The sequence below is a fragment of the Burkholderia sp. AU16741 genome (genome assembly GCF_002223345.1).
In the GTDB taxonomy this organism is placed as follows: Bacteria; Pseudomonadota; Gammaproteobacteria; order Burkholderiales; family Burkholderiaceae; genus Burkholderia; species Burkholderia sola.
In genome coordinates, this window is record NZ_NKEZ01000008.1 from 1,012,929 (window position 1) to 1,037,863 (window position 24,935).

The 24,935-nt window shown below is 69.1% G+C and carries 12 protein-coding genes; 8 read left to right on the forward strand and 4 right to left on the reverse strand.

Annotated elements, in window-relative coordinates; all coding sequences use genetic code 11:
* Nucleotides 1-6 precede the first annotated feature (6 nt).
* On the reverse strand, nucleotides 7-330 hold the full coding sequence (locus tag CFB89_RS25030; RefSeq protein WP_089470204.1) for a hypothetical protein: 324 nt from the start codon (nucleotides 328-330) through the stop codon (nucleotides 7-9).
* 633 nt (nucleotides 331-963) lie between these two features.
* Between CFB89_RS25030 and CFB89_RS35060 the strand changes: the two genes are divergently transcribed.
* The gene (locus CFB89_RS35060) at nucleotides 964-1,155 is read left to right on the forward strand and encodes a hypothetical protein (protein ID WP_179233528.1); all 192 of its coding nucleotides are present in this window, start codon (nucleotides 964-966) and stop codon (nucleotides 1,153-1,155) included.
* 695 nt (nucleotides 1,156-1,850) lie between these two features.
* On the opposite strand, the gene CFB89_RS25040 is transcribed toward CFB89_RS35060, so the two are convergent.
* Together CFB89_RS25040 and CFB89_RS25045 are read right to left on the reverse strand one after the other, a co-directional pair.
* Complete coding sequence (locus CFB89_RS25040; RefSeq protein WP_179233529.1) at nucleotides 1,851-2,147, reverse strand: hypothetical protein; 297 nt, start codon at nucleotides 2,145-2,147, stop codon at nucleotides 1,851-1,853.
* 44 nt (nucleotides 2,148-2,191) lie between these two features.
* Nucleotides 2,192-3,115, reverse strand: a complete 924-nt coding sequence (locus tag CFB89_RS25045; protein ID WP_089470206.1) for an AraC family transcriptional regulator — start codon at nucleotides 3,113-3,115, stop codon at nucleotides 2,192-2,194.
* A 181-nt stretch (nucleotides 3,116-3,296) separates the two neighbouring features.
* Here CFB89_RS25045 and CFB89_RS25050 point away from each other — a divergent pair, with 181 nt between their 5' ends.
* Together CFB89_RS25050 and CFB89_RS25055 are read left to right on the forward strand one after the other, a co-directional pair.
* Nucleotides 3,297-3,758 (forward strand): (2Fe-2S)-binding protein, encoded by a 462-nt coding sequence (locus tag CFB89_RS25050; RefSeq protein ID WP_050015050.1) that lies wholly within the window; start codon nucleotides 3,297-3,299, stop codon nucleotides 3,756-3,758.
* A 2-nt stretch (nucleotides 3,759-3,760) separates the two neighbouring features.
* Nucleotides 3,761-5,971: a xanthine dehydrogenase family protein molybdopterin-binding subunit gene (locus tag CFB89_RS25055; protein WP_089470207.1), complete on the forward strand. Its 2,211-nt coding sequence runs from the start codon at nucleotides 3,761-3,763 to the stop codon at nucleotides 5,969-5,971.
* Between the two features lie 119 nt (nucleotides 5,972-6,090).
* Here CFB89_RS25055 and CFB89_RS25060 read toward each other — a convergent pair whose 3' ends face one another.
* Nucleotides 6,091-7,293, reverse strand: a complete 1,203-nt coding sequence (locus tag CFB89_RS25060; RefSeq protein WP_089470208.1) for a Fic family protein — start codon at nucleotides 7,291-7,293, stop codon at nucleotides 6,091-6,093.
* Between the two features lie 414 nt (nucleotides 7,294-7,707).
* On the opposite strand from CFB89_RS25060, the gene CFB89_RS25065 reads away from it, so the two are divergent.
* From CFB89_RS25065 to CFB89_RS25085, 5 genes are all read left to right on the forward strand, one after another.
* Nucleotides 7,708-8,106 carry a winged helix-turn-helix domain-containing protein gene (locus CFB89_RS25065; RefSeq protein ID WP_089470209.1) on the forward strand — a complete coding sequence of 133 codons (399 nt, stop codon included), beginning with the start codon at nucleotides 7,708-7,710 and terminating at the stop codon, nucleotides 8,104-8,106.
* A gap of 391 nt (nucleotides 8,107-8,497) precedes the next feature.
* On the forward strand, nucleotides 8,498-9,652 hold the full coding sequence (gene sctQ, locus CFB89_RS25070) for a type III secretion system cytoplasmic ring protein SctQ (protein WP_089470210.1): 1,155 nt from the start codon (nucleotides 8,498-8,500) through the stop codon (nucleotides 9,650-9,652).
* Nucleotides 9,653-9,656: 4 nt separating this feature from the next.
* Nucleotides 9,657-10,331: a type III secretion system export apparatus subunit SctR gene (gene sctR, locus CFB89_RS25075; RefSeq protein WP_089470211.1), complete on the forward strand. Its 675-nt coding sequence runs from the start codon at nucleotides 9,657-9,659 to the stop codon at nucleotides 10,329-10,331.
* The gene (locus CFB89_RS25080) at nucleotides 10,331-11,119 is read left to right on the forward strand and encodes a lytic transglycosylase domain-containing protein (RefSeq protein ID WP_089470616.1); all 789 of its coding nucleotides are present in this window, start codon (nucleotides 10,331-10,333) and stop codon (nucleotides 11,117-11,119) included. Before sctR ends, CFB89_RS25080 begins: the two co-directional genes overlap by 1 nt.
* Before the next feature lie 251 nt (nucleotides 11,120-11,370).
* Complete coding sequence (locus CFB89_RS25085; RefSeq protein ID WP_089470212.1) at nucleotides 11,371-24,870, forward strand: LWXIA domain-containing protein; 13,500 nt, start codon at nucleotides 11,371-11,373, stop codon at nucleotides 24,868-24,870.
* The last annotated feature ends 65 nt before the right edge of the window (nucleotides 24,871-24,935 follow it).

The following is a 24,935-nucleotide window of genomic DNA, read 5'->3' on the forward strand; positions in this document are numbered from 1 at the left end:
CGCGGCTTAGTGGTGGTACGTCCAGCCGGTCGAGCCGGCATTCGCGCCGCTGCTGCCGCCAGCCTGCGCACCGCCGAAGCCGAAGCCGCCGACCGTCGACGTTTGGGTGTGGTTCGTGTACGAGATCGAACCGCTGCCGCCGCCGCCAGCCATTGCGCCGGCTGCGCCGAGCGCCGCACCCGAATCGGTCGCGGAGAAGTGACCGAACCCGGTGACCCCGGCCATCGTCTGGCCGCCGCTCGACGAGTTGCTGGTCGACACCGTGCCGCTGCCGGCAAACGCTGCACCCGAAACCGCCAGAACTGCTGCTGCAATCAGAAGCTTCTTCATGGTGGACTCCTAACGGCGTGGAGAGAATGAGCACGGAAGATCGCACGCCATCGACCTTCCAGCCACGAGCAATCCTTAAAAATAAGGATCACTATCAAATCAATAAACAATTGCCGCCTCGCAAATCTGCGATCACAAATCGGCAACATTATTTTTGCCAAGTCGAAGTCTAATTTTATGTTTTTACGTTGTCCAAAATTTCAGAGTAGGTGTTTTCTATTATTTTTAAGATCATTGAGAAGATCCAAAAAACACCTTGATTCAATTAACCGAAATGACACGCACGCCTTTTCGGCTCGCTATTTTTCAATACCCCGTCGAAAACGAATGCCGCACTGGCACCCGTTTCCGGAATTGAAAATTGGCGATTGTATTGACTACCGCAAAATGCAGTGCCCGCTCGACACGCACCCTTCATCCGGGTGATAACGGGCCTGCATTGCAGCCAGACGACATGTCTGCTCCCTGAGCTGACGAAGAAAGTCCTACCGGACAATCCGGCCTACGCGCGTTCGATCTAGTCCGCCCCACGCCGGGGCTGGCCCGGCGCGATCGAAACGGCGCTGCACGGTTGAAGAGGAATCGGCGCCACGCTGTCCGGAACGAACAGCCGGCCGCATCCGGAAACGCTGAATGAAGTCGAGCACCGCTGTCGGCGGGTTGCCGCACGAAGCGACGGCCGCGCCAGCACGCGGCGTGCGCGGCGGGCAGGAAACAGGCAACGCGCTACCGACGACGCTGGCACTGCGTCGCAAGCGCTACCCCGATCGTTCCCACTACCCCTTTGGTGCGCAAGAAATGCGCGGATCATGCCACTGCTTATAGTGTTCATCGCCGTTTCCCCGACAGGCTCGTGACGAACTGGCCGCCCCCACATCGTTGTTGCATCGTGTCGACCGCTCGCCGGTATGGCCTATATCGCAAACCCCATGCCATGCGATATTCCACCGAGCATTGCATGCGGCGTGCGTCCGCCAGGCCTGATCATTTCTCCGGAAACGGCGTTTTTTCGTTTCATGAATGTATCGCGATAACGGGGCGGGCCCTACAGCGATCATTGAAGATCGTGGCGCAATCCCGTGATTTGACGGAAGAATCCGGCTCGCCGCGCGTTGGCGGACACCCGTGCGAACGGGTGTTTCAATCTTGAGAAGCGAATCTCGACTCACCGCGCGTAGTCCGCGCGTTTCCGCTGACAAACCGCGTGTCGCGGCATGCCAGCATGCCGTCCATTACCCCGACGATCGGGGGCCGTTCACTCGGTGCCTCCTGCCGAACGGCCGCCGATACGGCGGGAACACGGGTTCTCCCTGAAATGCACAAGGAATTTGATTCATCCGTGAAAATCCCCCCACGATCACGCGGTGAAAAATCGCGCCATCCGGCATGTTTCAGGCGCAATAACCGAACCAATGAAAACGTGCGATCCCAAAAAAAAACGTCGTGTGCATTTTTTTGTTTCCACTCGACTCACCTTTCGCCCACGAAGCGATAACGGTCGATTCATCGAATAGACATCTTCATCCAGCTATCCGCTTGATTCTCATCACTGAAACATTTCTATTAAAAAAATCGCCCAGACCTTCAATCTCGTAAAAGCCTGATTCATCGCGCGCTTCGTCGCATCGAACCGTATCGATCCGGCAATCGCCGTGGGCTCGTCCCTGTTCCGACGACGCATGCGTGAGACACAAACGTTCGCGATCGACGAAGGCCTGCGTCGGAGGACGGTCAACGATTTCAGTCGCGAAGTGGCGCCAGCCGGCACCGCGCGCAATCGCAGCGGGCCGCTCGTCGCCACACACGTCCTCGAGCACAACGCGCTGCCGTCGTGCGATGACGATCGATGGCCGGCCGCCCGTCAGCCGAGCAGTTCCTTCTTCCGCAGATGCACGACGTCGCGCATCGGCGGCGCGCCGAACAGCCGGCTGTATTCGCGGCTGAACTGCGACGCGCTTTCGTAGCCGACGACGGCCGCCACCGACCCGACGTCGCCGCCCTGCCGCAGCAACAGCCGCCGCGCCTCGTGCAGCCGCAGTTGCTTCTGGTACTGCAGCGGGCTGAGCGTCGTCACGTGCTTGAAATGATGGTGCAGCGACGACACGCTCATGTTGACCGCCTGCGCGAGCGATTCGACGCGCATCGGCTCCGCGAAATGATCGCGGATCCATTCGATCGCGCGCGCGATCCGGTGCGTCTGGCTGCCCGCGATCGCCATGTGCCGCAGCCGCGTGCCCTGCCCGCTCGTCATCAGCCGATACAGCACTTCCTTTTCGATCAGCGGCGCGACGACCGCGATATCGGCCGGCGTATCGAGCAGCCGCAGCAGCCGCAGCGCCGCATCGAGCAACGGCGGCGTCAGCTCCGCGAGCGCGATTCCCTCGCCTTCCGGGCCCGCGTCGGGTTCGGGGAGCCGCATCTCGGCCGCCAGCTCGACGATGCGCTGCGGATCGAGCGTCAGCGACAGGCACAGGTACGGTTCGTCCATCGACGCACGCGTCACGCGCGAGAGGATCGGCAAGTCGATCGACGTAATCAGGCAATTGTGGGTGTCGTATTCGTAAGCCTGGCCGGCCACGATCACGCGCTTCGCGCCCTGCGCGGCGATCACCAGCGCGGCGCGCGATACGCCGCAGCCGAGATCGACCGGCCGCGTGTGCCGATGCAGCATCAGGCCCGGCACGGCCGTCGAATGCGAACCGTCCGCCGGCGCGAAACGGCCGATCAGCGACGCCAGTTCGCGCCGCCCGGATTCGCGCGACGCCACGATATCGGTCATGTCCATGACGCATCCTCGAAAGATTTCCCGTGTCGCGCGAGCATAGCGAAACGGCCTGCGGCGTGCCGGGGATTTGCAGGATTGTTCAATAAATTTGCAGGATTGGGTAGACGCAAACACCGGCTCCTCGCGCACACTCCCGGCTAACCTGCCCGTGCGGCGGGTTTTCCCCACGGAGACATACAACATGCCTACCTCGTTTGTCCTGAACGGCAAGAACGTCACGCTCGACGCCGATCCGTCGATGCCCGTCCTCTGGGCGATTCGCGAACATGCGGGACTGACCGGCACGAAATTCGGCTGCGGCATGGCGCAGTGCGGCGCGTGCACGATCCATCTCGAAGGCCAGGCCGTGCGCTCGTGCGTGCTGCCGCTCGCCGGCATCGCGGGCAAGCACGTCACGACGATCGAAGGCGTGCAAAGCAAGCCTGCGCAGGCCGTACAGGCCGCGTGGGTCAAGCTGCAGGTGCCGCAATGCGGCTACTGCCAGTCAGGCCAGATCATGTCGGCCACCGCGTTGCTCGAACAGAACCCGAAGCCGACCGACGCGGACATCGACGCCGCGATGAACGGCAACCTCTGCCGCTGTGCGACCTACGCCCGCATCCGGGCCGCGATCCACGACGCGGCCGCGACGCTGGGAGCCTGACCATGACGATCGAACTCGACCACACCGACTCGGTGCGCCCGTCGCGCCGCACGTTCCTGAAAGCCGCGGGCGCCACGGCCGCCGTCAGCCTGACCATCGGCTTCGACTGGGCCGGCCTCGGCCGCCGCGCGCTCGCCGCGACCGCGCCGGCCGGCGATTTCGCGCCGAACGCATTCCTGCGCATCACGCCCGACGGCGCCGTCACGGTGATCGCGAAGCACGTCGAAATGGGCCAGGGCGCCTATACGGGCATCGCGACGATCGTCGCCGAGGAGCTCGACGCCGACTGGTCGAGCGTGCGCGTCGAAAGCGCGCCGGCCGACGCGAAGCGCTACGCGAATCTCGCGTTCGGCACGATGCAGGGCACGGGCGGCAGCTCGGCCATGGCGAACTCGTGGCAGCAACTGCGCGAAGCGGGCGGCAAGGCGCGCGCGATGCTCGTGTCGGCCGCGGCGGCCCGCTGGAAGGTGCCGGCCGCCGAGCTGACCACCGCCAACAGCGTCGTCACGCACGCGAAGAGCGGCAAGACGGCCGCGTACGGCACGCTCGTCGCCGATGCGTCGAAGCTGCCGGTGCCCGACAAGGTCACGCTGAAGCAGCCGGCCGATTTCAAGCTGATCGGGCATCGGATTCCGCGCGTCGACGCGTCGTCGAAGTCGAACGGCACCGCGCATTTCACGCTCGACACGACGTTCCCCGGCATGCGCGTCGCGCTGCTGCAGCGGCCGCCGCGCTTCGGCGCGACGGTGAAATCGTTCGACGCGACGGCCGCGAAGGCCGTGCCGGGCGTCGTCTCGGTCGTGCAGGTGCCGGGCGGCGTCGCGGTCGTCGCGACGGGCTTCTGGGCCGCGAAACAGGGCCGCGACGCGCTGAAGATCGACTGGGACGAAACGAAGGCGGAAAAGCGCAGCTCGGATGAGCTGATGCGCGAATACCGGCAACTCGCCGAGAAGCCGGGCGCGTCCGCGCGCAAGGACGGCGATGCCGATGCGGCGATCGCCGGCGCGACGCGCAAGATCAGCGCGACGTACGAATTCCCGTATCTCGCGCATGCGCCGATGGAGCCGCTCGACGCGGTCGTCAAGCTGACGGCGAACAGCTGCGAGATCTGGGCCGGCGACCAGTTCCAGACGGTCGACCAGGGCAACGCGGCCAAAACGGCCGGGCTGAAGCCGGAACAGGTGAAGATCCATACGCTGTATGCGGGCGGCAGCTTCGGCCGGCGCGCGAATGCGTGGTCGGATTACGTGGTCGAGGCGGTATCGATCGCGAAGGCGCTCGGCGCGGACGGCAAGCCGGTCAAGCTGCAATGGACCCGCGAGGACGACATCCAGGGCGGCTTCTACCGGCCGATGTACTTCCACAAGCTCGACGCGGGCCTGACCGCGGACGGCAAGCTGGTCGGCTGGCGTCACCGGATCGTCGGCCAGTCGATCCTCGCCGGCACGCCGTTCGAGGCGTTCATGGTCAAGAACGGGATCGACGCGACGTCGGTCGAGGGCGCGGCGAACCTGCCGTACGCGGTGCCGAACGTGTCGGTCGAGCTCACCACCACCCGGGTCGGCCTGCCGGTGCTGTGGTGGCGCGTGGTCGGCAGCTCGCACACGGCCTATGCGGTCGAGGCGTTCATCGACGAAGCCGCGCATGCGGCCGGCAAGGACCCGTACGCGTTCCGCCGCGACCTGCTCGCGAAGGAGCCGCGCATGCGCGCGGTGCTGGACCTCGCCGCGCAGAAGGCCGGCTGGGATCCGGCCAAGCCGCTGCCGAAGGGCCGCGGGCGCGGGATCGCGGTGGCCGAGGCGTTCAAGAGCTATGTCGCGCAGGTGGCCGAGGTGTCGGTCGACGCGGACGGCAAGGTGAAGGTCGAGCGCGTGGTGTGCGCGGTGGACTGCGGAATCGCGATCAACCCCGACATCGTCGCCGCGCAGATGGAAGGCGGCATCGGTTTCGGGCTCGGCGCGGCGATGCACAGCGCGATCACGCTGAAGGACGGCCAGGTCGAGCAACGCAACTTCGACGGCTATCACGTGCTGCGGATGGCCGAGATGCCGAAGGTCGAGGTGCATATCGTGCCGTCGGCCGAGGCGCCGACCGGGGTCGGCGAGCCGGGCGTCGCGCCGGTCGGGCCGGCCGTGGCGAACGCGATCTTCGCGGCGACGGGCAAGCGGCATTACGTGCTGCCGTTCGATTCGGCGGAAAGCACGAAGGCTTGAGGTACCGGGACGCCGGCTGCGGGGTGAGGCAGGCCCCGTGGCCGGCGTTTTTCGGCACATCGCGAGAACGCGATGCTCATCCGGGCCGAAGCCGCGTGACAGGACGCGGCCCGCCACGCTCATTCCTGCTCGACTTCAGGCCAAAGCCTCGGAAACAGAAACCGGAGGCTATTCAACGGCAATCCAAAAGAAAGTTCGCCGCGATGCGAAGGCGAGGTCAGCAGCCCGCAGTCCAGCAGCGATCGAATGATCCTGCGCGCCAATACGTCGCTGACACCCAGCATCTGCGCGAATTCCGCACGCGTGACGGTTCGGCGCAGCGCCACGAACTCCATCGCCAGCGCAGCGGCCTCCGGTTTGATCACGGATTTTTCCGAGCGAATCGTCCACGGATTGGCTTCCAGGAACCTCAGCAAATCCAGCAGCCGTCCCGTCACTCCATCGAACTGGGTCATATGCACCATGAAACCGACCTGGTCCTGACAGCAGTCGAGAAAAAACCGGGCGAACTTGACCAATCCTTCCTGGGATAGGTTGCCACGACCGTCCAGATCGTTGCGACGCGTCTGATCGGCCTCGCTCAGCCTCTCGTAATACTGCTCATGCTCTCGCGCCAGCCCGCGAAGCGGCGACCAGAGACCGTGGGTCAGATCGGCAGCGCGCAATCCGAGATGCGAATGCAGCCGCGCCACGCGACCATTGCCGTCCATGAACGGGTGCACCCAGGCGAGACGATGATGCGAACAGGCGATGCCGATCACTTGATATTCCTTGGCGCGAATGCGGGCATAACGTGTCGCCCAGGCCTGAAGCAGCGGCTCGATCATTTCCGGTTCCGGCGCCAGATGGCGCCCGACCGTCACATCCGCGTGCCGAAATTCGCCCGGGACGACGACATTCCCGTCAGTGGTCAATCGCTCGTCGTCAGACAGGCAGGAAAAGAAGCGATCGTGAATGGCCGAGATTCGCGCCGGCTCGAACAACGCCGCGACCGAAAGCGCACGCCACTCCTCCTCGAGCGCAGCTTCCGCGGCGATATGCGCAACTGCGAAACGTTGCTTCTTGCGTTCGACGATATCGGTCGAATAATCCCGATGCAGTGCCGCCTCGATCTTGGCAGGCGTCGTGTGCTGGCCTTCGATCTTGTTCGTGTAATACGAATTCATCGCGCGCAATTGCGGCACGAGTGCGGTGGCCAGCGGCGTATCGCGTATGGCAAGTAACCGCTGCGAAGAATCGACGAGTTCGGCGGCCTGCTCGAGCAGTGGATCGAGTACGCAATCCTCGGGAAACAACGGTTCGAAGGTAGCGACGGTCGTCATGCTTCGCTGTACGGTTCCATGTAGGGTTCCAAGTCGGCAATTATAATCACTTATCCCACTGATTTATATTGATTTTTCAGGTAAACATGTAGGGTCCAATGTAGGGTTCCATGTAGGGTTCCAATCGCACGCTGCCGACTCGAGTTGTGCCGCTTGTTACCGGCGTCGCCCCCCGTTACGTCAGACGTAACGCCCGTAACGTCCGCGCCCGATGCTACGTAACAATCCTTCACTATTGCTCTGGCCCTTTCATCACGCGCCCGGCGTTGCGCGTTAAAAATTCTTTTAAATTCAGGGCTTCCCCGCCGCCCGCGACGCTCCCGCACGCCGTTATCACCCGACAACCGCTCCCTGGCCCGGAAGTTGCAGCACAGGACCCCGCAAACACTCCTTTACGGACATGCGAGGGCCACCATGGATTGCAAATACCTGTACATCGACAACATAAAAATCAACTTCGTCCGCCGCACGATCGAAATCGACAACAAGGTCGTCGACGTGACCCCGCGCGAATTCGACGTCGTCGAATTCCTGCTCGACAACATGAACAAGATCGTGCCGCGGCAGGCAATCCAGGAAGCCGTGTGGGGCCGTGAGCTCGGCGTGTCGTCGCGCACGCTCGACACCCATATCTCGCGGATCCGTTCGAAGCTGCAGCTCGAACACGACAAGAACCTGCGCATCATCCCGATCTACGCGGTCGGCTATCGCCTCGTGCTGTTCGGTGCGGCGATGACGCACGTCGAGCGTCACGACGCGGCGCCGTTCGTGCGCGCGGCGCCGCAGCCCGCGATGGCCGCCGACTACGCGTAACGCTTCATCCGCGCGCCGCCCGTTCGCGGCGCGCCGGCAACGCCTCCCCACCGCGCTGCGCGGATTCGCAGCCCCTCGCGGCCAGCCGGCCGGATGCGGCCTGCACGCCGCCCGGCCGGCCAACCAGCCGCGCCCCGACCGCCGCCTCCGGGCGGCGGTTGCCTTTGACCGCCAGCCGTCGCGCGGCCCGCTTCATCCCACGCCGCCGCACCTCGTCACGCTTCGTAGCGCCCCGCTCCCGCCATCCGCGCGCGATGGCCGCGACTACGGATTCCGGCGCGGCACGCGGCCATCGCCGTCCCTACAATCGACGCAGCAGCCGCGCGCCCCTCGGCGCCGCCGGCATCAGAACAACCCGTCGAACCGACGCCGAATCCGCCCCGATCCCGCCGTGCCTGCGCTGTTCCTGACGAATGCCGACGCCGGCGACGCCGCGAACCCGGCCATGCCCGCCGCTTCCCCGCCGCCCGCCGCCGCGCCGGCCGCGGTCGCGCTCGACGCGTCGCCCCACCTGCCGCGTCTGTCCGCCGCCGCCGCGCGCGGGCTGTCGCATGCGTACTGCGCGACCGGCGCCGTCCCGGTCACGCTCGGCGAGCACGCGTACGAGGTGCGCTGGCGCGTCGACGCCGAGCCGGCCGCCGACGCGCACGCATACCGCTTCGTCGTCGGCCCGGCCGCCGGCACGCTGTGGATCGACCCGATCGCGGAAACCGAATGGCTCGGCGACGCGGCCGATCCGGCGGTCCCGGCCGTGATCCGCGCGGCGCTGCTCGCCGATCTCGCCGCACCGCTCACGGCCGTGCTGCAGGCGGCGACGCGGCAGCGCGTGGAATTGCTGCCGCCGCCCGACGGCGCGCCGGCCTGGCGCGCCTCGCCGGCCGCGCTGCGGTTCGAGCTGCGGCGCACCGACGCCGCGTGGCGCGGCCACGGCGCGCTGCTGTTCGACGCGCCGGACGCGCTGGCCGTGTTCTTCGCGGCCGCGCCGGCCGCGCTCGCCGACGCGCGCGCGGCCTACGCGAGCCTGCCCGTGCCGCTCGTGTTCGAGATCGGCCGCACCGAGCTGACGACGGCCGAACTCGCCGACGTCGTCGGCGGCGACATCATCGCGATCGAGCGCTGGCAGGCGCACGAGCAGAACCTGCTGTGCGTCGCGCGGCTGCCGGCCGCGCCGGCGTGGGAAATCACCGGACGGCCGTCGGGCAACCGGCTGACCGTCGAACGAATCAGGGAGATGCCTTTGGAACCGACCCGCACCGACTCCGCGCCGCCGACGACGCACGACGCACCGCCCGCCGACGCGCCGCGCTCCCTCGACGGCCTCGCGGTCGACCTGCGCTTCGAGCTGCCGCCCACGTCGATGCCGCTCGGCGAGCTGAGCGCGCTGCAGCCGGGCGCCGTGATCGAGCTGCAGCAGGGCATCAACCAGAGCGTGATCCATCTCGTCGCGAACGGGATGCTGATCGGCACCGGTCATCTGATCGCGGTCGGCCAGAAGCTCGGCGTACGCGTCGTCACGCTGACGCAACCCGCGCCGCGCGAGCGCTGAAACGATGGGCAACCTGCCGAATCCGGTCGCGCTGATCGCGGTGATCGCCGCGCTCGGCATCGCGCCGTTCGCCGCGCTGATGGTGACGAGCTACACGAAGCTGGTGGTCGTGCTCGGCCTGCTGCGCTCCGCGCTCGGGATCCAGCAGGTGCCGCCGAACCTGGTGCTGAACGGCATCGCGCTGATCCTGTCGCTGTTCATCATGGCGCCCGTCGGGATGTCGATCCGCGACGCGCTGCAGGCGCGCCACTTCGATGCGTCGGCACAGTTGTCGACCTCGGACATCGGCGCGCTCGCCGATGCCGCGCTGCCGCCGATCAAGGATTTCCTCGTCTCGCATACGCGGCAGCGCGATCGCGAATTCTTCGTGCGCACCGCGACGTCGGTGTGGCCGAAGAACCGCGCGGACGGCATCAAGGACGACGACCTGCTCGTGCTGGTGCCGAGCTTCACGCTCGCCGAGCTGACGAAGGCGTTTCAGATCGGCTTCGTGATCTACATCGTGTTCATCGTGGTCGACCTACTGGTCGCGAACATCCTGCTGGCGCTCGGGATGCAGATGATCTCGCCGACGACGATCTCCGTGCCGTTCAAGCTGCTGTTGTTCGTCGCGCTCGACGGCTGGTCGCTGCTCGTGCACGGGCTCGTGCTGTCGTATCGGGTCGCGGGAGCCGGATGATGCGCGCGCACGCACTGCGAACCGCCGCCGCGTGCGTTGCCGCGCTCGTCGCGCTCGTGCTCGCGTGCGGCCAGCCCGGCGTCGCGCAGGCGGCCCGCAGCGCCGCCGGTTTCGCGCAACTGGCGCGCGCGTGCGCGCCGAACGTCGACCCCGATACGCTCGCCGCGCTCGTGCGCACCGAGTCGGGCTTCAATCCGTATGCGATCGGCGTGGTCGGCGGGCATCTGGCGCGCCAGCCCGCCTCGCTCGACGAGGCGCGCGCGACCGCGCGCGAACTGTCGTCGCGCGGCTTCAGCTACAGCGTCGGGCTCGCGCAGGTGAACGAACGCAATTTCGCGAAATACGGGCTCGACGAAGCGACGATGTTCGAGCCGTGCCGCAACCTGCGTGCCGGCGGCGCGATCCTGACCGAATGCTTCGCGCGCTCGTCGGGCACCGGCCGCGCGACGCAGGCCGCGTTGCGCGCGGCGCTGTCGTGCTATTACAGCGGCAACTTCACGACCGGCTTCTCGAGCGGCTACGTGAGCCGCGTCGTCGCGAGCGCGCAGCGCAACGCGCACGAAGGCGGCATCGAACCGATCCCGGTGGTGCGCGACGTGCCGCCGCCGGCGCGGCAGCGACGCATGGACGCGGCCGCGACCACGCCGCCCGATCGCGCGCGCAGGCTGCCGTTGCCGGCCGCCTCCGCCGACGCCCCGTCGTGCCACGCGCGTCCGGTCGTGATGATGTGCCGCGGCTTGCCGGCGAGCCAGGCGAAGCGGCTGTGCGTGCGGTGTCTCGATCAGTGATCGGATGATCGCGCGCGGCGGCGTGCGCGGCCGCCCACGCCGCTTTCAGGGTCCGAACGACGACGCGCGGCATGGTTGCCGCACGCCGCGCGCGTCTCGTAGCCCGCGCGGCGCCGGGGCGCCGGCTCCTTCCTGCCGCTACGAAACAGCGGCGTTCCCGCTGCCGGGTGCGTCCGTACACTCGAACGATCGCGTCGCGGCGTGCAGGGCGCCGCGCGTGCCGCGCATCGCGCGGCTCAACGGAGACGAGCATGCTGTTGATCGACGGACTGGGGCTGGGTGTCAACTGGCAGCGCTTCCTGTCGGAAACGCTGAATCCGGTCGTTGCACCGCCGCCCCCGCCGCCTCCGCCGCCGAAGAAGGACGATCCGGCCGCCGGGCCCGCGAACCCGAGCGCCGCGCCGCCGATTCCCGTCACCGCCTCGCTCGCCACCGATCCGTCGAAGCCGACCAACGCCGAGATCCAGTCCGCGACGTCGCTGATCCAGAGCATGGCCGCGCAATATACGGCGCCGCCGCCCGACATCACCGTCGAGAACGACAAGACGCGCGCGGTACAGAAAGCGATCCAGGACGCGCAGACGCAGTACGACAACGCGTCGCAGACGCTGCAGGGCGCGCAGAACGTGCTGCATCTGGTCAGCCGCGATCCCGAGTCGACGGCCGACGACCGCAAGACCGCGCAGGCCGACTACGCGAAGGCGCGCACGGCCGCCGACACCGCGCAGCGCGAGCTGAACGTGACGACCGACGCCGGCTACATGATCCTGTACGGCGAACAGGCGAACGCCGACATGCCGGCCGGAATGAAGATCGACGATTCCGGCAAGGTGACCGACCCCGGCGACGCGCAGCACGCGGCCGACCAGCAGTTCAAGACGCTGCTGGCCGCCTTCCCCGATCATGCGAACGATCCGAACTGGGTGCCGCAGCCGGGCGACTGCAAGAACCCGCTGCAGATCCGGCTCTACGACGACTGGCAGACCGCGAGCGCGAAGGCGGCCGTGGGCGCGTCGAAATACTTCGCGGACGTCGCGAATTCCAATCTCGCGTATACGCAGTTCCAGTCGTACCTCGCCGATCCGGACTACAAGGCCGCGCTCGATGCGGGCGTCGGGCGGCTGAACGACGCGCTGCAGCCGCTGGAGCTGCAGGTCACGATGCCCGATGCGCCCGCTTCGCAGGACGCCGCGCAGCAGGCCGTCACGTCGGCCGCGAAGGATGCGAACTACGCGAACGCCGCGTACGGCGCGGCCAACGACAGCCTGGCGCTCACGAACGCCCAGCAGCGCTACGATTCGGCCAGCGGCAAGGAAGGACCGACGGTGGTCGTCCCGAACGAGGTGTCGGACGCGAAGACCGCGCTCGCCCGCGCGCAAACGGCCGCGAACACGAGCGGCGGCTATCTGCAGATGCTGTCCGCGCAGCGCCAGGTCGACACGCTGCAGGCCGACTATACGACGAAGCTGGACGCATCCAACGCGTGGCACAAGGACAATCCGCACGCGATGATCAAGGATCCGCAGGTCGACACGGACCTCGGCGATGCGTATGCGAAGCTCGATCAGGCGAGGCAGCAGGCGAGCATCGCGCACGACGGCTTCGTCGTCGCGTACGGCGCGACGCTCGCGCAGCAGTACGACGATCAGGCCGCGCAGATCAAGGCGAAGGTGAACCCGCAATCATTATTCGCGAAACCCGCGCTTCAGTCGCCGCTGCTGACGCCGTCGCTGTCGACCGCGAACGGCCTGCCTGGCCTGCCCGCATCGTCGTTGTCGACGGCCACGTCGGCCGCCCCCACCGGCACGCCCACGCTGCCGAGCGCGGCGCCGCAGGCCTCGCCGACGTTGCCCGGGTCCAACGGCGCCTCGCCGCTGCCCGCGTCGCCGCTGCTCGACCGCCCGTTCCTGCTGCCGCAGTCGTCGGGCCCGACCGCCGCGCAGGCCGGCCCCACGATGCTCGACGTGAAGCGCATGCAGACCGTCGCGGGCGCGATCCGCGCGGCCGACAGCCGGATGTCGGATTCGGTCAACGAGCGCGCGACCCAACTCGCGCTGTCGCAGGCGCGCATCAAGCAGACGCAGGCGAAGAGCACGCTCGAGTCGGTGCAGAAAAAGTACGACGACTGGGCAGCCGCGAATCCGCCGCCGATGCGCTTTCGCACCGTCGCGGGCGACGACATGATCCCGGCGCCGTCGGCGCCGCGTCCGAACCTGTATCAGGGCGAGCTCGACAAGGCGAAGGCGGCCGTCACGCAGGCCGACAACGCGGTGCAGCGCCTGCAGTTGCTGAGCGAAACGTCGCACCAGCAGGTGCTGATGGACGGGTTCGACGCCGGCCTCGACGAACGGCTGCGCTATGCGGCCCCCGGTTCGGACGCCGAGAACGACTACAAGAAGGCGCTGCATGATTTCTACGAAGCGCATCGCGGCGAGTTGTCGAATTCGCTGCTCGACGCCGCCAGCGCGAGCACGAACAACGGCGGCACGATCGCGTTCGGCAAGCTGACCGACAACGAGCAGCGCAACCTGATCGGCGTCGCGCTCGGCATGCAGCCGGACGTCCGTAACGACGCGGCGTCGGGCGACGGTTCGGATCCCGTATCGCCGACGAAGGACGACGTCGCGCGCTACACCGACAAGGACAAGCTGAAGACGATCAACAGCGTGCGCGACAAGCTGCTGTCGATCGGCGGCGGCGCGACGACGCAGGTCAGCGTGTTGCCGATGGTCTACGCCGCCAAGGATGCCGGCATGACCACCAGCGCGCTGTTCAAGGTCAGCGGCAAGGACGGCACGCAGTACGTCGACGAGACGGCGAGCAACTACGACGACATCAACGATTACATCGACAACAACGAGCTGTCCACGGACGGCACGGTCGACATCGCGACCGGCCACAACGCGGACGGCACGCTGCAACTCGTGTCGAAAGCCGCGCATCACGAAAGCGGCTTCGACAGTTTCCTGAACACGCTGACGAGTACGGGCCTGAACATCGGCATGATGGTCGGCGGGATGGCGCTCGAAGGTCTCGGCACGCTGCTCGACGGCACCGGCATCGGCGCGATCGTCGGCGTGCCGCTGAACATCCTCGGCGCGGGGATGATGTACACGGCGATCGGCGCGACGATGACGAGCGCCGGCCTCGACCTCGCCAACCGCGCCGACCACGGGCGCAGTCTCAATCCGTTTACCGACGCGGGTGCACGGGCCGACTTCATCAACCTCGTGCCGATGGGCGCGGCGGGCGCCGCGAAGCTGGCCGGCAGCAAGCTGTTCACGCGCGCGGTCACGGCGCTCACGCGCACGCCGAAAGTCGCGTCGGTGCTCGCCACCGGCGCGCGGACCACCGCGGTCGTGACGGGCGTGGGCGGCGCGGTCGAGGCGTTCGGCGAAGCGGGCTACGAGTATTTCGTCACCGGCGACAAGAAGGCGGCCGGCGAGCAGCTCAAGTCCGGGATCACCAACGTCGCATTGATGGCCGCCGGGGGCCTCAAGGAGCGCGCGGTGACGTCGGTGCGCACGCGCATCGGCCAGCCGGTGCCGATTCGCGGGGCGGACGGCAAGACCGTCAGCGTCGATAGCCGGACGATCGGCCGAATCCTCGACAGCGGCGACGCGTCGTCGCTCGCGGCCGGTCGCACGCGCGTGACGCTCGACGGCGAAGCCGTCAAGGTGTCGCCGGACGGCACGCTGCGCGTGGGCGACAAGGTGCTGACCTACGAGAACACGCCGATTCGCGTGCTCGACCGCGCATCCGCGAAGCGCCTGCCGCCGGGCAAATCGGTGGTGCTCGGCGAGGACGGCACGCTGTCCGTCGTCTCGGTGTCGCCGAAGGCGTGGACCAACGGCACGCGCGTCGACGACGTGACCGGCACCGGCGAGCGCATGTCGTTCGGCTCCGACGGCGAAATGAGCGTGACGCCGAAGATCGTCGCGAAGACGCCGCTCGACGTGCTGCAACACGTGCTCGACCAGGCGAGCGACGCATACCGGCAAACGATCGCCGGCGCGCAGGCGCCGCGCCGCCTCGCGCAGACGGCGGCCGAAGGCGAAGCCGCGAGCGTGTCCGCCGACGCGCGCAGCACGCGCCGCACCAGCGAGGAGCGCGCCCGCGTGCAGCAGCAGCGCGACGAAACCGATGCCGAAAGCAGCACGACCGCGCGCACCAACCGGCGCAGCGCCGACACGCAATCGATGCGCTGGCGGCCCATCGCGGCCGACGAGCCGGCCGGCCCGGGCACGCGCGCGAAGCCGGACGGCGCGCCGCCGCGCGTCGACGCGAAGGTCGTCGATCTGACGGACGACGCGCCCGTCACGCGCGCGGCGACGTCCGATCCGGCTGGCATCGCCGTGCCGCGCGGGCCGAGCGCCGAGCCGATGGAAGTCGGCGATCGCACGGTCTACGTGGTGCGCAGCGGCGCGACGCCCGACGCGCCGGGGGCGCGGCCGTCGTCGCCGCGCCCGCAGGATCTCGAGGAACCGGTGATCGTCGTCGCCGGCGAACACGACGCGGCGCTCGCGCCCGAACTCGCGAACCGCTGGCAGAAGCCCGTCTACGCGGCCGCGCCCGAGGCCTTCGGTGCGGACGGCCAACTGCGCGCGGGCGCGCGCGTGCTGCGCTTCGATCCCGCGCCGGAGACGGCCGCGGCGGCCCATGAAGCCGGCCTGCCGGCCGGCATCGCGCCCGACGAAGCGCCGCCGGCGGCACCCCGCGCGGCGGCCGACGACACGGTGATCGTGCTGGCCGGCAAGCGCGGCCCGAACGAACCGGCGATGCCGCGTACGGCTGCGCCGCCCGAGCCGGTCAATGCGCTCGATGGCGTGTTCAGCGCGCCGAACCGCGTGCTCGTGCTCGTCAAGCCGGAACGCGCCGGCACGCCCGAGCGGATCGCGGAACGCGAAACCGCCGCGGCCGACCGCGGGGCACGCGCGCTCGACGACGCGGACGGCCAGGCCGCCCGCGCGCCGACGGGCGGCGAACGTCGCACCGCGGCGAACGACGACATCGGCCTCGCCGCCGCGCACCCGGAAACGACCGAGACCGCCCCGCCCAACTCCGGCGCCTCGAAGCCGGGCTGGGTCACGCGGATGCAGATGCGCTTCGGCGGCGCGGCGCTCCCCGAAGCCGCTCAGGCGCTCGCGATGCAGTCGGGCACGCTTGCCACGCAACTGCGCATGCTGCAGGACGCCGGCTGGCGCGTGACGCTCGGCAAGCGCGGCGGCGGCAGCCGCATCGATCCGCGCAAGCGCCGCGTGACGATCGACGGCGCGCTCCAGCATCCGGGCAGCATCACGTATACGCTCGCGCACGAAGCGCGCCATGCGGTCGAGGCGATGGCCGGCGTGCTGAACCTCGACTACGGCAACCGCAGCCGCTTCACGCGCAAGGCGCTCGAAGCCGAGGCGCGCGCGCAGATCAACGCGTTCGAGGCACGCTACGAAATCGAGCTCGCGGGCGGCGGCGACATCGCCGCGCACGTGCGCCTGCCCGATGCGATCGAACGCGAAGGCGCCGCGTGGCGCGCGCCGTCGCACGACTATGCGGGCACGGTCGGACGCCTCGTCGACGCCTTCGCCGATGCGCCCGTGTCGGGCCGCGACGGCGAGACCTATCGCGACTTCTACGACGACGTATGGTCGCGGCAGAAGCGCCGCGGCGGCATCCCGCGCCGGATGCCCGCGCCGCAGACGCGCGAGACCGGCGACGCGCCGCACGGCGTGCGCAGCTTCGACGAACGCGTGGCATGGAGCCGCGCGCATGCCGAATATGCGTCGCCGTTCGGCGACGGGCCCGTGCCCGCGGCGGCCGATCTGCAGGCGGCGCGCAGCCGCCACTTCACGATGCTGCAGGACGAAGGCGTGCTGATGCTGCACGCCGACACGTTGCCGGACGGCACGCTGCTCGCGGGCGGGCAGCCGGCCGGCGTGCATGAATACGCGCTCGACCAGGCGCCGTCGTTCCTGGTCAGGGACGGCTATTCGATCGTGCTGTCCGCGAAGCACGGTGGCGAGGCGGCTGCCGCCGGGCTCGCGAATCTGTGGCAGCGGCCGGTATATGCGCCGCCCCCGCACGCGGTCGGCGAACGCGCGGCGCTGCTCGATACCGGCGTGTTCCGCCGCTACGACCCGGCGCCCGCGGCACCGCACGATCTCGGGCAGTTGGCGGCCGACGCCGAAGGCGTGCACCTCGAAAGCAATCCGGCGGTGCGGATCGACGTCGAGCGTCACGTCGGCGAGCTGCTCGGCGCCGGCGGCGAGAAAACCGTGTTCGCGCTCGGCCACGATGCCGCGCTCGCGGTGTACGACAACGGCCCGCATACGTCGGAAGCCCGCCAGATCGAGGCGGCGATCGACGAGAGCATCGCGCTCGACGATCTCGCGTCGTACGGCCTGAAGACCGTGACGATGGACGGTCCGTTCTCCGCGCTGAATCGCGTCGCCGTGCTGTACCGGCCGCTCGGCGTGTTCCACAGCTTCGGCTTCGAGACGGGCGCGCTGCCGCGCGTGGTCTCGCGCGCGGCGCTCGAGCACATCCGGCAGATTCGCGAAGTCGTCGAACGCACGGGCATCGGCTTCGACCTGCAAGGCCTCTTCACGCGCGGCGGCGATTTCCTGTTGAGCGACCCGGGTTCGATCGGCATGGGCGCGGGCGAGCACTTCACCGCGTTGCAGCGGCTCGCGGTGATCGAGCGCGCGCTGACGCAGGGCCTCGAGCGCGGCCACGTCGAACTCGCGCATCCGCGGCTCGCCGAAACGCCGCCGCCCGATGCGTTCGTGCAGAAGCCGTCGGTCATCACGCGCGTGCGGATGCGCTTCGGCGGCGCCCCGCTGCCGAAGGAAGCGTACCGGCTGATCGACGCATCGAGCCTGCTGTCGCAGCAGCTTCGGCTCGGCGCCGACGCTGGCTGGAAAGTCGTGCTCGGCAAGCCCGGGGGCGGCAGCAAGATCGACACGCGACGGCGGCGCGTCACGATCGATGGCGGCCTGCAGTCGACCGGATCGATGGTCTACGTGCTCGCGCACGAAGCTCGCCATGCGCTCGAGGCCGCGACCGGCACGCTCGGGCTCGACTACGGCTCGACACAGCGCTACGTACGCAGCGCGCTGCTCGCCGAGGCGCGCGCGCAGGTCAACGCATTCGCGGTGCGCGACGAGATCCGCGCGAACCTCGGCATCGACATCGGCCGCCACGTCGCGCTGCCCGACGCGATCGCCAACGAATACGGCCGCGCACGGGCCGGTGACGCCGCCTCGCTCGCGCGGCTCGCCGACGCGTTCGAGCACAGCCCGACGTCGCTCGACGGCGGCGTCACCTACGGCGAGCTGTATCGGCGCCACGCGCAGGCCGCGCAGCGCACCGGCGTCACGATGCCGGCGCCGCGCGAGACGGCCGCGACGCTCGCCGAAGAAGCGGCATGGTCGCGCGCACGTCCGGTGAAGGCATCGCCGTTCGACGGCAAGCCGGTCGCGAGCGTCGACGCGCTGACGCTCGATCGCTCAGGCCCGCTGTCCTACGACCGCGACGGCCGCATCGTGATCGTGCATGGCGTCACCGACGCGCAAGGCCGCCTCGTCGATCCGGACGGCCGGCCGTACACGCCGGTCGAGGTCACGCTCGCGCACCGCTCGGTGCTCGGCCTGCCCGGCTCGTCGGTGATCCTGTCGGCACGCAACGGCCGCGACGCCGCCGCCTGGCTCGCGAACGTCTGGCAGCGCCCCGTCTACGCGCCGCCGACGATCGCGGTCGGGCTCGGCGCCGAGGCGCGGCTCGGCCATACCAACGCGTGGCTGCGCTACGATCCGGCGCCGCACCAGCGCCCGGACCTGGGTGCGCTCGACGTCGACGGCAACGGCGTCCACGCAAGCGGTGATCCGGCCGCGCGCGTGCCGGTCGAGCGCTTCACCGGCGCAGCAACCGGCGCCGGAATCGAAAAGACCGTGTTCGAACTGGGCCGCCGCAATGCGATCGGTCTCTACGAGGGCACCGACAATCGCGCGATTCTCGGCCACATCGAATCGATCCGCCTCGAACAGGAAGGCCTCGCGGCGCTGCGCGCGCACGGGCTGCGCACGCTCACGGTCGGCGGCCCGTTCGCGGCATTCGATCGCGTGGCCGTGATGTACGCGCCATTCGCATCGCTGAGCAGCCACGACGTGATGGCCGGCATGCTGCCGTCGCGCATCACCCGCGACGCCTTCGCGCAGCTCGATCGCGCGCGCGACATCACCGCGCGGCACCGTCTGTACTACGACTTCGAAGGCGTGTTCGACGCGCACGGCGACTTCTACCTGAGCGATCCGTCGACGGTCATGACCGATGCGCCGAAGCTGAACGTGGAAGGCATCGTCCGCGAGATCGGCACGCTGCGCGTGATGCTCGAGGACGGCATCGCGCGCGGCGCGATCGAGCTCGCGCATCCCGGCATCACCGAGCACTTGCCGCCCGACGCGTTCGTGCAGAAGCCGTCCGTCATCACGCGCATCCGGATGCGGTTCGGCGGCGCGCCGCTGCCCAAGGCCGCCCATGCACTGGTCGACCGCTCGAGCCTGTTGCGCCAGCAGGTCGCGCTGGCCGGCGAGGCCGGCTGGAAAATCGTGGTGGGCCGGCCCGGGCGCGGCAGCCGGATCGATACCGCGAAGCAGCGGATCGTGCTCGACGGGCAGTTCCACGGCGCCGGCACGCTCGTCTACACGCTCGCGCACGAAGCGCAGCACGCGGTCGAGACGATCACGCGCCGCCTCGCGCTCGACCGCTCGTCGCCCGAGGCGCTGACCGACAGCGCGCTGATGGCCGAAGCGCGCGCGCAGGCGAACGCGTTCGCGGTGCGCCGCGAAATCCTCGACGATGCCGGCATCGACGTCGCCAAAGACGCCCGCCTGCCCGATGCGATCGCACGCGAAGCCGACCGTGTGATGCCCGGCGACGAAGCCGGGCTGCGCCGGCTCGCGGCCGCCTTCGGCGACGTCGCGCCGTCCGTGCCGGGCCACGCGACCTATCGCGCGTACTATGCGAGCCAGGCCGATGCGATGCACGGGCTCGGCGCGCCGCGCGAGATGCCGGCGCCCGCGCCGCAGCCCGCGTCGAACGCGCCGGTGCCCGCGGCGACGGAGGACGCCGCGCGCCGCCAGCATGCGCTCGATCACCTCGCCTCGCACGGCAAGCGCGACCTGATCCGCATCGACGGTTCGCAACTCGCGTCGCTCCAGCAAATGAAGGATGCGTTCGGCACGAATGCGCACGTGCTGATCGCCGAGCATGACGCGCGGCCGGACGCGTCGATCGACGCGCGCCATGCGCAGCCGAAGTTCATCGCGGGCATGCGCACCGACGAGCACGGTACGTTCGTCGACAAGGCGTCCGCCGATCCGGCCGTGCCGATCCCGGACGCGGTCTATCGCGCGCTGAAGGACAACGGCAGCGCGGAACGGGCGAACGTCGATTTCTACGTGTCGCCCGTGTCGCTCGCGGAATTGCGCGAGTACGGCGGCGCCGCGCGGATCACAGCGCGCAGCGACGGCCGCGCCTGGGAGGCCGAGCAGGCGGCCGCGACGCCCGACGCGAACGTCGTCACGACGCTGAAATCGCTGGCCGACGCGCCGCGCTTTCGCCGGCCGAAACAGGCGGCGAAAGCGGCCGGCGACGGCGCGACGCTTTACGCGATCGACAAGGAAACCGGCAAGGTGCTCGGCTACGCGACGCGCAACGCCGCGCACGACTGGACCTATCACGAGTCGACCTCGCTCGGCGACGCGACGATCGCGCCGCGCGATCTCGGCGCCGCGTTCCGCCGGCGCGCGCGCAACCTGTCCGGCGGCCGGCGCGGCGTGCGATTCGTCGTGACGGACGTCGCGCACGACACGGTCGAGCGCTACGGCGGCTTCGCGCCGGCGGAAATGCGCAAGGCGCTCGGCGACGAGAAGCCGCCGATGCAGAAACTCGGCACGCGCGTACAGCGCGGCCTCGCGAAAGCCGACCCCGGCGTGCGCCGCAAGATCGCCGCGATCGAAGGCGCCGACAGTCCGTTCCTGCCGCCGAAGCTCGTCCCGGACAGCGAGCAGCTCGCGATCGACTTCAGCGGCGCGAACACGCTGCACCTGATGCGCGCGCTGGAGCTGAAGGCGCTGCGCGGCGATCACTACGTGTACGTGTACGAGACGGATCATCCGGTTGCCGAATCGCTGCATACGCGCCGCGGCATCATCGCGATCCACGACGGCAACGCGCTCTGGTACGACCATGCCGAGCAATTGCGTGACCACCCGGACGCGGGCCGCCCGCTCGACGAGATGCCGCTCGGGCGCGGCCCGTTCGGCGCGAACCAGCACTTCCTGCTGTCGACGCTCGCGCCCGAGGCGTTCGATCCGCGCGCGACCGCCACGCAGAAGGCCGCGCTCGCGCAACGACTCACGCAACTGCTCGACGAGAAGTCGTATTTCGACGCGCTGCCGCAGAAGTTCGACCTCGCGACGCGCTGGATCCGCACGCAGATCGCCGGCCAGATCGATCGCGTGAAAGCCGCTCAGGCCGACCTCGCCGCGGCCCAGCAAGCCGCGCAGCCGGCGGCCGGCGGCCCCACGGGCCCCGCCGGCCGGGTGCGCAATGCGCTGCGCGGCAAGCGCGGCCGGCGCAACCGCCGCGCCGCGAATGCGGCAAACGCATCGAACGCGCCGGCCACGCCGAAGCCGCCGAAAACGCCGGCGGCCAAGCCGCTGACGCTGCGGCCCTACCAGCCGAGCCTCGGTTCGAGCACGGTCGCGGAATGGGTGATGCGCTACGGCGCCGCCAAGGTGCCCGACTGGTTCCCGACGATCGACCGCGTGAAGGCGGTCGCCGCACGCAGGAACCAGCCCGATGCCGGCGGCCTCGCGCTGACCGACGAACCGCAGACGATCCTGGCCGACGCACCGATGCTGAAAGCGCTCGGCATCCCCATCGGCCTCGCGCGCGAGGTGTCGAGCATGCCGTCGCGCGGGCCGGTCGCCGATCCCGGCGGCGATCACAACCGGTTCGTGAAGTGGATGCAGGCGTACGCCACGCGCCACAGCGCGGCGCGCATGATCGACAAGCGCGCGATCCAGGCGTTCGTGCGCGCGCCGGCCGAGATCCAGGACCGCGTCGCGCCGATGGCGCGTGCGTTCAACCTGCGCGACGATCCCGCGCTCGCGGTGCGCTACGTCGAGCAATATGGCGGCGCGATGCCGGTGGTGTCGATTCCGGTCGATCCGCATACGCTCGCGGCCGCACGCGGCGGCAAGCACGATCCGGCGTTCATCCGCCGCGCGCGCAAGTTCGGATCCCCGATCGGCGCGCGCTACAACGAGGCCGATGCGACGATCACGCGCGAAGCGCCGGACGGCACCACGCGCACGCTCGAACTCGACGACATCGCGCATCTGCACAAATGGCTCACCGCGGCGTCGCGCCACGGCTTCCAGCTTCGTCTCGAAGCGGCGTCGGGCCGCCCGCTCGTCTCCGCGGACGATCGCCGCACGATCGCCGGCACCAACGACAGCTATGCCGAATACACGCGGCTGATGACGTCGTTCGAGACGTGGTCGCACCGTCACGCCGGCGAGCCCGCGCCGAACGTGATGCTGAGCTTTCACGGATGGGACGCCGTGCTCGAGCCGGTGCCGGGCGCGGGCCACGTCGAGCTGCTCGATGCGTTGCTCGACCGCAAGGCGACCGACTGGCTGCACGTCGGGCTGTCGTACGGCACGCACGGCGCCGACTTCATCGCGAACCAGGACCTGACGCGGGCGCTGGCGGAACGGATCGTCGACTATTACCAGACCGACCGTCACGGCAAGTTCGCGCGGCTGCACGGCGCCGATGCGCTCACGCGCGTGTTCGAACCGGTGAGCCCGGAGGCGTTCGCGAACCAGCAGCAGGTGCTGTTCGCGGAAATCGTGCGCATCGGCAAGTCGAAAGGGCTGTCCGACGACGCGCTCGCGACGCTGCGCGGCGAACTGTACGAACGCAACACGACCGCGCTCGTCAACCAGGCACGCAAGGCGACGATCGAGCATGCGATGACGCAGTGGGCGTCGGCCGATCACCCGCCCGCCACACGCACCGAAAAACTCGCCCGCCGCTTCGGCGAACGCTGGCTCGCGGAAGCCGGCGGCCGCGCGCCGGCACGCGGCACCGTGGTGTCGACCGCCGATCCCGCCGGCCCGCTGCCCGACAGTCGCGCGTACTGGCAATCGGTGGTCGAGCGCGAAGCGCTGAAGAACGATCCGTCGAAGCCGATCAGCGTCGGCCGGCAGATCGCCGCGAACCCGAAACAGGCCAAGATGATCGAGGAACTGCAGGCGCTCGCGCAGATCAATGCGCTGCGCGTGCATCGGCCGTCGTTCCGCAAGGCGGAGCTGTGGAAGTCGATCGGCTTCAGCTCGCTCGTCACCGGGGCGGGCGCGCTCGTGATCGCCGATACGCTCGGCGCCACGCACGTGCTGCGGCACGACATGCTGAGCAGCGCGACGTCGTCGTTCCTGCTGGGCGCGCGTCTGGGCCGCGTGTTCCAGGTCATGCACCAGGGCGCGGTGCGCAGCCTGCAGGCCGGCGATCCGAAGGCCGCGCAGGCGGTGCTCACGCGGCTCGAAGTGACGCTGTCGCGGCAGTTGCGCTCGGGTGCGCACGACTACGGCCAGAACCGGCGCGCGCAACTCGAGCAGATCTCGAACGAAGCGCGAACGCTGGCCGCGCAGTATGTCGAGCTGAACCGCGTCGGGCTGATGAGTTTCGACGACGCGACCACCCACATCAAGGCGCTCGCCGCGGACGTGCTCGCGCAGATGCAGGGCACCGTCGGCGGCACGTCGCTGCAACAGCTCCATACCGGCAACCCGCGTCACCTGTTCGGGATCGCGGGCCGCGCGGGCGCCGCGATCACGTCGACCGCGACGCTCGCGGTCGGCATCAGCGGCGTGGTGCACGCGCACGGGGCGTTCGATCTCGCATACGGCTCGGCCGCCATCGCGAGCGGGGCGTTCGGCGCCACGTATGCGGGCCTCGTCTACACGATCGGCGCGCACCGCGTGAATGCCGACAAGCGCAGCCGCATCGTGCGCTTCACCGATTCGGCGAGCGACTTCATGGCCGTCGCGTACGGCGGCCTCGGCACCGGCGTGCAGTGGAGCGGCGGCCATTACGACCTCGCGATCGCGACCGGCGTGTCCACCGCGCTGCTGCTCGGCGGGCGTCTGAACACGCATTTCCCGAACGCGACGCCGCTGATCAAGAAGATTCCGACGGCCGTCGTGCTGATTCCGGTCGGCGCCTTCGCGTACAAGCTGATCGAAGGTCTGTGGACGACATTCTTCGGCTCGGGGTCCGGTTCGTCGAATCAGTCGAACCCGTCGAATTCGTCGCAATCGAATCTCGCGCCCGGCGCGTCGCCGAGCGCGTCCGCCAGCCCTTCGGCAAGCGCCGCGCCAAGCGCTTCGGCGAGCGCGTCGCCCGCCGCGCCGGCTTCGCCGTCGGCCAGCGCCACGCCGTCGACCGCGCAACCGTCCGGGTCGCCGCAGCCCTACATCGTCGTCGCCGGCGATTCGCTGTGGGTCATCGCCGACCGGCATCGCCAGTCGCTGCTCGACGCCGCGCACGTGTCGCGCGCCGATCAGCAGGCGATGACGCACGGCGAGCAGGATACCCGCGCGTTCAACGAGATCCTGCAGCTCAATCCGTCGGTTTCACGCGATCCGAACCGCCTGTCGATCGGCACGCCGCTGATCGTGGGCTGATCCCCGCGCGCGGGGCGCGTCGCGCCGCGCGCACCGGTTGCGCGCGGCACGCCGCATCACGTCGC